The 10,498-nt window shown below is 62.1% G+C and carries 9 protein-coding genes; 2 read left to right on the top strand and 7 right to left on the bottom strand.

Annotated features, from left to right (window positions below; translation table 11 throughout):
• Positions 1-209: hypothetical protein (locus VKR55_RS07810; RefSeq protein ID WP_324401460.1), on the bottom strand; the 209-nt coding region annotated here is incomplete at its 3' end.
• Between VKR55_RS07810 and VKR55_RS07805 the strand changes: the two genes are divergently transcribed.
• Complete coding sequence (locus tag VKR55_RS07805; RefSeq protein WP_324401458.1) at positions 120-1,676, top strand: IS1182 family transposase; 1,557 nt, start codon at positions 120-122, stop codon at positions 1,674-1,676. The two genes, VKR55_RS07810 and VKR55_RS07805, sit on opposite strands and share 90 nt — an antisense overlap.
• 291 nt (positions 1,677-1,967) lie before the next feature.
• Here VKR55_RS07805 and VKR55_RS07800 read toward each other — a convergent pair whose 3' ends face one another.
• Both VKR55_RS07800 and VKR55_RS07795 read right to left on the bottom strand, forming a co-directional pair.
• Complete coding sequence (locus VKR55_RS07800) at positions 1,968-2,522, bottom strand: tetratricopeptide repeat protein (RefSeq protein ID WP_324401450.1); 555 nt, start codon at positions 2,520-2,522, stop codon at positions 1,968-1,970.
• On the bottom strand, positions 2,468-3,865 hold the full coding sequence (locus VKR55_RS07795) for an adenylate/guanylate cyclase domain-containing protein (protein ID WP_324401448.1): 1,398 nt from the start codon (positions 3,863-3,865) through the stop codon (positions 2,468-2,470). The genes VKR55_RS07800 and VKR55_RS07795 overlap by 55 nt, the downstream gene beginning before the upstream one ends.
• 745 nt (positions 3,866-4,610) lie before the next feature.
• On the opposite strand from VKR55_RS07795, the gene VKR55_RS07790 reads away from it, so the two are divergent.
• A complete protein-coding gene (locus tag VKR55_RS07790; protein ID WP_324401446.1) occupies positions 4,611-5,045 on the top strand; it encodes a hypothetical protein in 435 nt (144 codons plus the stop codon).
• 188 nt (positions 5,046-5,233) lie between these two features.
• On the opposite strand, the gene VKR55_RS07785 is transcribed toward VKR55_RS07790, so the two are convergent.
• The 4 genes from VKR55_RS07785 to VKR55_RS07770 form a co-directional block, all read right to left on the bottom strand.
• Positions 5,234-6,394: an LLM class flavin-dependent oxidoreductase gene (locus VKR55_RS07785; RefSeq protein ID WP_324401445.1), complete on the bottom strand. Its 1,161-nt coding sequence runs from the start codon at positions 6,392-6,394 to the stop codon at positions 5,234-5,236.
• 149 nt (positions 6,395-6,543) lie between these two features.
• Positions 6,544-7,425, bottom strand: a complete 882-nt coding sequence (locus tag VKR55_RS07780) for a CDP-alcohol phosphatidyltransferase family protein (protein ID WP_324401443.1) — start codon at positions 7,423-7,425, stop codon at positions 6,544-6,546.
• Between the two features lie 83 nt (positions 7,426-7,508).
• Entirely contained in the window at positions 7,509-8,207 is a 699-nt protein-coding gene (locus tag VKR55_RS07775) for a phosphatidylserine decarboxylase (protein WP_324401440.1), read from the bottom strand.
• A 187-nt stretch (positions 8,208-8,394) separates the two neighbouring features.
• A complete protein-coding gene (locus VKR55_RS07770) occupies positions 8,395-10,350 on the bottom strand; it encodes an ABCB family ABC transporter ATP-binding protein/permease (RefSeq protein WP_324401438.1) in 1,956 nt (651 codons plus the stop codon).
• Positions 10,351-10,498 lie beyond the last annotated feature (148 nt).

Below are 10,498 nucleotides of genomic sequence, written 5' to 3'. Positions count from 1 at the left end.
CCGACGAGGCTGGGCAAGAACTCGGCATTTCCGGCAATTGATGTACGATTCGGTTTATGACGAATCACACATTCAAGAGCGGCGAGAGCCGGGACCAGGTCTGCCTGCTTCCTGCGCGGATAGAAGACTATGTCGGCCCCGACAATCCGGTCCGGGCCATTGATTGCTTTGTTTGCGCCCTCGATCTTGCCAAGCTCGGCTTCCGCCATGCGGACCGCGGCCCAGAAGAAGAGGGACAGCCGCCTTACGATCCAGCGGATCTTTTGAAGCTCTATCTTTACGGCTACACCAACCAGGTCAGGTCATCGCGTCGGCTGGAGCAGGAGGCGTCGCGCAATCTGGAGCTGATCTGGCTGTTGAAGAACCTGAGGCCCGGCTATCGAACCATCGCCAACTTCCGCAAGGAGAACTGGGAAGCATTGAAGGCTGCGAACCGTAGTTTTGTGCTGCTGGCGCGCGAGCTGGAACTGGTCGGCGGCAGCGTTGTTGCGATCGATGGCTCGTTCTTCCATGGCGATGCGAGCAAAGCCAGCATCTTCACGCGTAAGAGGCTGACCGACCAGATCGCAAAGCTCGACAAGGACATCGAGGCCTACCGCAAGTCACTTGAGGTCAATGATGCGGCAGAAGCCAAGAAGCAAAAGAAGAAGCGGCCCAATGGTGCCGGCGGCGGAGGACAGGGCGGGCATATTGGGGCGAAGGTCGCGGAGCTGATGGCCCAACGCTCGCGCGCCAAAGCCGATCTTGCCCGTCTGGAAGAGAGCGGCGAAACACAGTTGTCCAAGACTGATCCTGATGCCCGGCTTCTGGTCAAAAGCGGCCAGGGAATAGCAGGCTACAACGTACAGACCGTCGTGGACGACAAGCACAATCTCATCGTTGCAAGCGAGGTTGTGAACGACAGCAGCGACGTCGGCCAGCTTCATGCGATGGCGAGAGCGGCCAAAGACGTTCTTGAAGCGAAGTCTCTGCAGGCGCTGGCTGATGAAGGCTATTACAGCAGTCTCGAGCTGAAGGCGTGCGAGGATGACGGCATCGTTACCTATGTACCCGTGCCAGAAGGCAACAAGGTGGTCGAGAAGAAGGGTCGCTTCAGCCGTAGGGACTTCAGCTACGATGCTGGAGCAGACGCCTATCATTGCCCCGCCGGCGAACGGCTGCGTCGGGTCAAGGGACATTGGCAAAACGCAAGCGGCCGGATCGAGATCCGTTATGCGAGCCGGAAGGCGATCTGCCAAGCTTGCCGGTTAAGGTCACGTTGTCTTGCCGAGAATGCCTCTCAACGTATCGTCTATCGCTGGGAGCACGAGGATGTTCTCGAACGTCATCGCGCGCGCATGCAAGGTGCAGGCGAACTGATGCGCCGAAGATCCGCCATCGTCGAACATCCCTTCGGCACGATCAAATGCCGCGCCGGCTATCGGCACTTCCTTGTTCGTGGCTTCAACAAGGTTCGCGGCGAATGGAGCTTGATGGCACTCTGCTACAACCTCACCCGCGTGCTCAACATCCTCGGCCTTGAACGCTTCATGGCCCGCATAGCAACGGCGCTCCAATCGCATCTGCGGGCCTTCGCAGCCCTCCGGAACTCTACCAACAGCGTTCTGAGCGCTTTATGGACCTACAGCATGCCCCCGCAGGCCGTTTGCCCTCAACAGCAGGCTCAACTGGCCTGACGACAAGTTCTTGCCCTGCCTCGTCGTGCCTAGTTTGCAACAGTCCGTAAGGTGGATCTGGGGGTGTCTGCTATTCCGCCGCTGTCAGAGGATCAGGAGACATCTGGCGTCGCCAAATATGACCCGAGTGACCCAAGGCGGACCGAACCGCCAGCAGTCGCGAATAGCACTGGCAAGCCAGCGCTCGGGCCACTTATGTGATTTGGCTCAGCTCATACGACAGCGCGAACTCCTTTTTCTTGCCGCCCACCAGCGGAGCAGACCATGGAAGACAGGATGGCGCTCCTAGCCTCACTCCGGCAAGCCGGCCAGCCGCGCACCATCCAGCATGTACTCGTTGTCGTCCTCAGGAACGAGGCGATGCTGGCGCCACCACCTCACGCTGCTCATCGGATGCAGCTCCAGCAGGCGCCGGATCGCCGTCCGGGCTTCGTCCATCTGTCCGGCATGGGCCAGTGCACTGCCTAGATAAAGGAATGTAGAGATGTGCCGCGGGTTCTGCTGCGCAGCCTTGCGCAGCCATGCCACCGCTTCCGGCAGCTGCCGTTGAAACAAATGGCTGCCTCCTCGCGCCAGGCTGAATGCGAAGGAATATGAATCAAACGGGCTCAGACGCATGGCCCGATCGGCATGTTCAGCGGCCGTCATGTAATCACCTATGAAATTCCGCACGATCGCGCCCCGGCCGAATGCCATCGCCGAATTCGGATTGAGCGCGATCGCCCGATCGAACCACGGAATGGCGGCCGCAAGATCGTGATTGAGGTGGGCTAGACCGAAGGCCGCTTCAGTCAGGACGATCGAGTCGTTCGGCTCCAGCTGCACCGCCAGATGTGCGAAGCGCACGCCCTCTGCCGTCTCCTCGCCTCATCCTCCATCCAGCCATAGATCATGCGGCGAGATGTCCAGCTCGCAAGATAGGCGTAAGCCTGGGCATAGCGCGGATCCAGCTCGATAGCGCGCCGTGCCATCTGCATGGCGCGATCGACGGCCTCGCGGGAATAGAGTTGTTGCTCGCCGAGGGCGCGCAGCAGCCAGTCGTAGGCCTGCAGGTTTGCGGTGGGCTTGCGGTTGGCGCGCCTGATCTCGGCGTGCGTGATCGAAGGTTCAATGGCGCCGGCGACAGCCATGGTCACGCGATCCTGCAGATCGAACACGTCCTCAAGCGAACTGTCGAACCTGTCTGCCCAGAGATGGGCGCCGGTCTCGGCCTCGACGAGCTGGCCGGTGATGCGCAGGCGCTGGCCAGCCTTGCGCACGCTGCCTTCCAGCAGGTAGCGCACGCCTAGCTCGCGGCCGATTTGGCGGATGTCGATGGCCTTGCCCTTGTAGGCGAAGCTGGAGTTGCGCGCGATCACGAACAGCGCGGGGATGTGCGAGAGGGCCGTGATGATGTCCTCGGTGATGCCGTCGGCGAAATACTCCTGCTCCGGATCGCCGCTCATGTTGGTGAACGGCAAGACGGCGATGGAGGGCTCATCGGGAATGTTCGTGGGCGCATTGGTGCCAGTTGTGAACGGGGTGGTCACCAGCAATGAAGGTTTCCAGTCCGCGGTGTCCCATCTCACCTGGAATGCTGGCACCGGCCGTTCGATATTTTTGAGCGCAAGGCTGCCACGATCGGTGAACGTCGCCTTCAATCGGCCCGTGACTGCTTCGTGAACAGCCTGAGAGATCAGGATTCCGCCGGGCGGCGCTTGCGCTTCCAGCCTCGCAGCAATATTCACGCTGTCGCCATAGAGATCGTCACCATCGACGATCAGGTCGCCAAGGTGCAGGCCCATGCGGAACACAAGTGCGTCGTCGGTAGGTTGATATCGATCGGCTTCCGCCATTACTTGCTGAAATTCGATCGCCGCCGACAGCGCATCGACGGCGCTTCCAAATTCGACCAGAGCGCCATCGCCGGTCAGCTTAACCAGGCGACCACCATATTTCGCCAGAACAGGGTCAAGGCTGTCAGCGCGATTCTTTCGTAGGCGCGCAAGCGTCCCGCTCTCGTCACGCCCCATAAGGCGGGAGTAGCCGACAACGTCTGCAGCAAGGATCGCTGCCAGTTTTCGCTGCTCGCGAGCCACGACAACTTCCCAGCGTTTCTGTGGGGATCGTAGAACGCCGAGGGCTACTAGGCAATCAAGTGGCGAAAGCTGAGCGGTCGCGTTGCCGAAAATAAGCGCAAACGTATTCAATTCAGGCCGGAGCGGCACGCGCCGCCTCTCGTCTCGCCTACGCTTTCCCAACTTCGGCTCGTGTTCGGTACCAAGAGGAGGTCAGCCCGAACGAGGCGACCAGTTCCGCTCTGGCCGCCCTACGGGCTCGGTTACATAGAAGTCGAGCGTGTGAGAGCGCGGTCCGCCGGGACGACTTAGTGAGCCAAACATCGTCACATCAAAGACTGCGGGTCCGGCGCAGTCGTGAGGCTCAACCGCAGCTCGTTATAGAGCATGCCCGTGTCAAATCGAAGGTCCAACCGGCTGCCCAAGCCCTACGGGCTATGAACAAATCGGCATGATGTCCGGCGGGGACAACTATCATGGACGCGGTGGAGCGGTTTTTGTAGCCCTCGCGGCTGCCGGGCTTGCTGCGCTATTCGGGTGCATGATCTGGACCTTGCTTATTTGGCTCGGTGCGCTCGGAGCGACGCAATTGTTCCAAGAGAAGCGCCCATAAATAATAAGAACATTCGTGCACTTCACGCATTGAAACGATCGGGCAGCCCAATCATGAGGTTAACACATGATAAGGCGCCGCCGTTTCAAGCAGACGACCTCTTTGGAGGATCGTCTCATAATGGATGCCAGGAAGAGCAGAGAGCGAGCCCGCGAATTGCCACCATGCAAAGAGCGGGACATGTTGCTGGAGAAGGCACGGCAAGACGAGACTGTAGCCGGGTGGTGTGCATCGTCTGTGCTGCACCCGCCACGGTAGCGCGACATGGCCGGCAAGAGCTTCAACCTTCTCGCCACAATCGTCATCGGCGGTTTCACGGTGCTTGGTGGTGCCGTTGTGTGGCAGGTCCCTCCGGCTCGCGGCCACGACCACAACCGGCCTGACCTCACCAAGTGGTTCATGACGCTGTATAGCAACCATGGCGCGCTGTGCTGCGACGGCTCGGAAGCCATGCATCTCAGCAATGTCGAATGGACTGCGCCGGACGGTTCGTCGCATCACTACCGAGTCAAAATCCCGGTCAATGCCAATGCCTATGAGCGAGCCCGGCACAGCGAGGAGGTCGAGACCATGTGGGTCGATGTTCCAGACGATGCCGTCGTCGACCAACCGAACAAGGAGGGTACTGCACTGGTCTGGCCAACATACGGCAACATCGGCGCCACCGTCCGCTGCTTTATGCCGGGAGCGGAGGGATGATGACCGGACTCTGATGAACGGGACGGCTTTCGCAAGCGAAATCCGGAGTGAGATCGCATTTGCCAAAGTCAGCTCTTGTGAAGGGTTCGGATGCCGACCGCTGACGACCGCGGCCACAGGTACGGGCGGCCGGCGTCCGAAACCCCTTCACGTTAGCGGACTCCAAAATGCCGTGAGCGTCCGCTCCTTCAGGTCCCGGTCTTCGCCTGCCGCGCCGCCAGCTTGTCGATCTCGGACTGCACCGCCTCCGCTGCCTGGCCAGCGAACTCCTTCTGCTGGGTCGCGGCCGCGGCGTAAGCTTCGACGCGCGGCGCAAAGCTCTTTTGGAAATGGGCGTGAACGTAGCGTGCCATCAGTTCGTAGTGGCGGCGGGTGGCGTCCCAATCGGCCCAGTTATGGGCGAGCTCCATGATCACGCCGAAGCCGCCCGAGCCTTTGAGCAGCTTGTCGATGTAGGCAATCGCGTCATCGGGCGTGCCGATGCATGCGGTGCCGGTCTCGATCAGCCAGTCGCAGTCGTCGGGCACATCGGGCGGGATGATCGGGAAGGTCGCGATCTCGCGGAAGTAGTCGGCGAACGCCTTGAGTCCGAACTTGACGTTCTGCTTCGCCTGCTCACGGGTCTCGGCGATATGCATCAACGTCACGACGCGCCACTTGGCGCGATCGGGCACGTGGCCGGCTTTGCGCGCCTCGGTCTCGTAGAGATTCCAGTTCGCGGTGTGATGGGCGATCGAAGTCGGCGTCGCGCCGCCGATTGCCAGCATGCCGATGCCGTGGCGCGCCGCCGCCATCGCGCCGACCGGCGAGCGCGCGCTGGCGACCGCCATCTCGATCATCGGCTTGGTGTAGGGCGCAAGCTGCAGGTTGGCGTTGCAGAGCTTGAACCAGTTGGTCTCCTTGTTGACCGTCTCGCCTTTGAACAGCGCGACGATGACGTCGAGCGCCTCATTCATCATGCGCCGCTGATCGCCGGCGTCGATCCCGATCTTGTAGGCGTCGTACACCAGCGCACCGGGGCCGACGCCGAACATCGCGCGCCCACGCGTCATGTGATCAAGCTGGACGATGCGGCTCGCGAGCATGAAGGGATTATGATACGGCAGCGACGTCACGCCGGTGCCAAGCCGAATGTGCCTGGTGCGTTCGGCCGCCGCGGCAATGAACATATCGGGCGCGGCGATGATCTCGACACCGCCGGAGTGATGCTCGCCGATCCACGCCTCGCTGTAGTTCAGCCGGTCGAGGTGCTGCAGCAGCTCGAAATCACGTTCCATCGCCAGCGTTGGATTGTCGGCTTTGGCATGAAACGGAGCGAGGAAAATCCCGCTGCGGAGAGGCGTGTTCATCGGTCCTCCTGATGTCAGGTCTGCTGGTCGGCTCTCGGCGATGTGCCGGCCACAATACCCTTAGAGAACTTATCGGCCGCGATGGCGCTTGTCAGCCTCGATAGTCCGCTCCGGGTCATTTTCGACAGATGCAGCGGAATGACCCACATCTAGTGCAGCCGCTCCGGCCGCTCGTCGGGCGGGCGCTCAATCGCCTGCGGTGTCAGCGGTGGAACTGCCGCCGCCGGCACATTGCCGGCGGCCGGCGCTTGCGCGGCCTCATAGGCGAGCTTGTGGTCGCGATAGGACTTCCACCCCAGCGGCAGGCTCAACAGGTAGAGCAGCGTCCCCGCCGACAGCACGTGCCAGGGATAGCCGATCAGGAGCGCGATGAAGAAGATCACGGAGACGAACACCGGCAGCACCAGTTCCGGTGGCACACGCATGCGGATACTCTTGCCGGAATAGACCGGCAGCCGCGACACCATCAGGAACGCGATCAGGAGCGTGTAGAGCGCCGTCAACAGCGCCGGCGGCGTGAACACGCCGAGATAGGCCAGATAGATCGGCAGCAGCGCGGTCACTGCGCCTGCAGGCGCGGGCACGCCGGTAAAATAATTCGAGGCAAACGGCGGCTTGTTGGGATCGTCCATCGACGCGTTGAAACGCGCAAGCCTCAAGCCGCCCGAGATCGCAAAGATCATCGCCGCGATCCAGCCGCCGTTATGCAGCTCGTGGAGCTGCCAGAAATACAGCATCAGGCCGGGCGCGACGCCGAAATTGACGAAGTCGGCGAGACTGTCGAGCTCCGCGCCGAATTTCGACTGGCCCTTGATCATGCGCGCCACGCGGCCGTCGATGCCATCGAGCACGGCGGCGAACACAATCGCCGCAACCGCAAGCTCCATCCGCCCCTCGGTCGACAGGCGGATCGCGGTCAGCCCGGCGCAGATCGCCAGCAGCGTGATGACATTGGGCACCAGCATCCGCACCGGGATCGGACGGAACCGGCGGCGGCGCAATTCGGCGTAATTGTATCGGGGCTCGAACATGACACCAATATAGCAAGCGCCACCCGCTTCCGCCATCGCTCACCGCAATAGGCGAATGCCGCAGCGCGATTGGTTACAATTGGTTAATTGGTGCGGAACGTCCGCCCTTCGTCCCTCAGCCCGAAATCGGCCAGTATCGTCTCGCCGGCGACCGCCGTCTGGCCTTCGGACACCAGCGCCCGCGTGGCCTCGGGCAGATACACATCGAGCCGCGAGCCGAAGCGGATCAGCCCAAAGCGTTCGCCGGCCCCGATCAACTGGCCTTCCTTCACGAAGCACACGATCCGTCGCGCCACGAGGCCTGCGATCTGGATCACGCCGATGCGCCCGTTCGCCGAGGCGATGACGAGCGCGTTGCGCTCGTTGTCCTCGCTCGCCTTGTCGAGCTCGGCATTGATGAAGACGCCCGGCCGGTAGGCGATGCGTTCGATCTTGCCGGCCACGGGTGCGCGATTGACGTGACAGTTGAACACGCTCATGAAGATCGAGATCCGCGGCAACGGCTTGTCGCCAAGCCCGAGCTCAGCCGGCGGCACCGAATGCGCGATCATCGAGATGCGGCCGTCGGCCGGCGCCACCACGATGCCGTCGCGCACCGGCGTCACGCGGATGGGATCGCGGAAGAACAGCGCGCACCAGATCGTCAGCACGAAGCCGATCCACCCCAACGGCGACCATATCCAGAACAGGATCAGGCTTGCGAGCGCAAATCCGCCGATGAACGGATAGCCTTCTGGATGAATCGGCGGAATTTGCGCACGGATGGAATTGGCGATGGACATCAAAACTCACTGATCGTTGTTGCAGCTTCGTAGGGTGGGCAAAGTGGACCCATCCATCACTCCCAACCAAGTGTACGGTGAAAGCGTGCCCACCATCCTCGACGTACTCGAGACGGTGGGCACGGCGCGTCCGCGCCTTTGCCCACCCTACATTGGTATCTTTATTCCACTTCGATGTCGCGCTCAATCACTCCGCCGCGGCGGCGATCGCATCGTCCACCGGCGGCGGTGGCGCGCGGTTGGGCGCCTCGTTGTCGTCGTCGACCAGCGCCAGCCGCTCGCGCGCGGCCTCGGCCTCGCGCTGCCGGTTCCACATGCTGGCATAGAGCCCGTCTTTAGCCAGCAGCTCGCCGTGGGTGCCGCGCTCGGCGATGCGGCCCTGATCGAGCACGATGATCTCGTCGGCGGCGACGATGGTGGAGAGCCGGTGTGCGATCACAAGCGAGGTGCGGTTGCGCGAGACCCGCTCAAGCGCTTCCTGGATCTCGTGCTCGGTGTGGCTGTCGAGCGCCGAAGTCGCCTCGTCCAGCACCAGGATCGGCGGCGCTTTCAAGACCGTGCGCGCGATCGCCACGCGCTGCTTCTCGCCGCCCGAGAGCTTCAGGCCGCGCTCGCCGACCTGCGTCTCATAGCCCTTCGGCGACATCCGGATGAAGCCGTCGATCTGCGCGAGCTGCGCGGCGTGCTCCACCTCGGCATCGCCGGCGTCCCAGCGGCCGTAGCGGATGTTGTAGCGGATGGTGTCGTTGAACAGCACGGTATCCTGCGGCACCATGCCGATCGCCGCCCGCAGCGATGCCTGCGTGACCTCGCGGATGTCCTGGCCGTCGATTGTGATGACCCCGCTCGAGACGTCGTAGAGGCGGAACAAGAGCCGCGAGATCGTCGACTTGCCGGCGCCGGAGGGACCGACGATCGCGACCGTCTTGCCGGCCGGCACCTCGAAGCTGAGGCCCTTGAGAATGGGGCGATCGGGCTCATAGGCGAAGCGGACATTGTCGAAACGCAGGCTGCCCGACGTCACGACCAGCGGTTTTGCGCCCGGCCTGTCCTCGATCTCGGCTTCGCGCGCCAGCACCTCGAACATCTTCTCGATGTCGATGATCGCCTGCTTGATCTCGCGATAGACCATGCCCATGAAATTCAGCGGCTGGTAGAGCTGGATCATCATGGCGTTGATCAGGACGAAATCGCCGACCGTGTTGCGCCCCTGGCGGATGCCGACCGCGCACATCAGCATGGTCGCGGTGAGCCCCAGCGTGAAGACCACGGCCTGCCCGGTGTTGAGCAGCGCGAGCGAGGTATAGCTCTTCACGCTCGCCTGCTCGTAGCGCTCCATCGAGCGGTCATAGCGCATCGCTTCGCGTGTCTCGGCGCCGAAATATTTCACGGTCTCGTAGTTCAAGAGCGAGTCGATCGCCTTGGTGTTCGCCTCCGTGTCGGAATCGTTCATCTTGCGGCGAATGCCGATGCGCCATTCGGTGGCGTAATAGGTGAACGACATGAACACCACGACCATGCTCATCATCGCCAGCACGTAGCGCCAGTCGAACTGCCAGAACAACACGCCCATCAACAGCGTGACCTCGACGATGGTCGGGATCAACTGCAGGATCACCATGCGCACGATGGTCTCGATGCCGTTGCGGCCGCGCTCCAGCACCCGCGTCAGTCCGCCGGTCTTGCGCTCCAGGTGGAAACGCAGCGACAATTCGTGCATGTGGACGAAGGTGATGGAGGCGAGCTTGCGCACGGCGTGCATCGCCACGCGGGCGAAGATGCCATCGCGCCATTGCGTCAGCACCGCCATCAGAACGCGCATGCCGCCATAGCTTGCGGTCATGATCAGGGGCGAGGCGATCAGCCACAGCATCCAGTTCGGGGCCGCGATCGGCGCACTGCCCTTGCCGCTCAGCGCATCCGTCGCCCATTTGAACGTGAAGGGAACGGCAAGCGTCGTGAGCTTGGCAATCAGCAGCAGCACCACCGACCACATCACGCGCATCTTCAGGTCGGCGCGATCCTTCGGCCAGATATAGGGCCAGAGATGGACCAGCGTCCCGATCAGGGTCGCTTGTTCGGCGGACAATCGCTCGGGCTGCGGCGTTTCACGGGCGTGCGGAGACGAAGGAGGATGAGCCATCAAGGAGAGCCTGGGTGACCGGAGCCGTGCATGCCGCTTTTTTCATCTGTGCGGAACGTCATATTCTGTGTGGAACGTCATATAGAGGCTCCGGCTTGTCGTTGCATCCTTCGCCACAGCAAATCTTTCGCGAATCGTGGATATTTGC

Origin of the sequence: Bradyrhizobium sp. (genome assembly GCF_035309285.1) — a bacterium.
Classification (GTDB): domain Bacteria; phylum Pseudomonadota; class Alphaproteobacteria; order Rhizobiales; family Xanthobacteraceae; genus Bradyrhizobium.
This window is presented reverse-complemented; position numbering and strand designations above follow the sequence as displayed.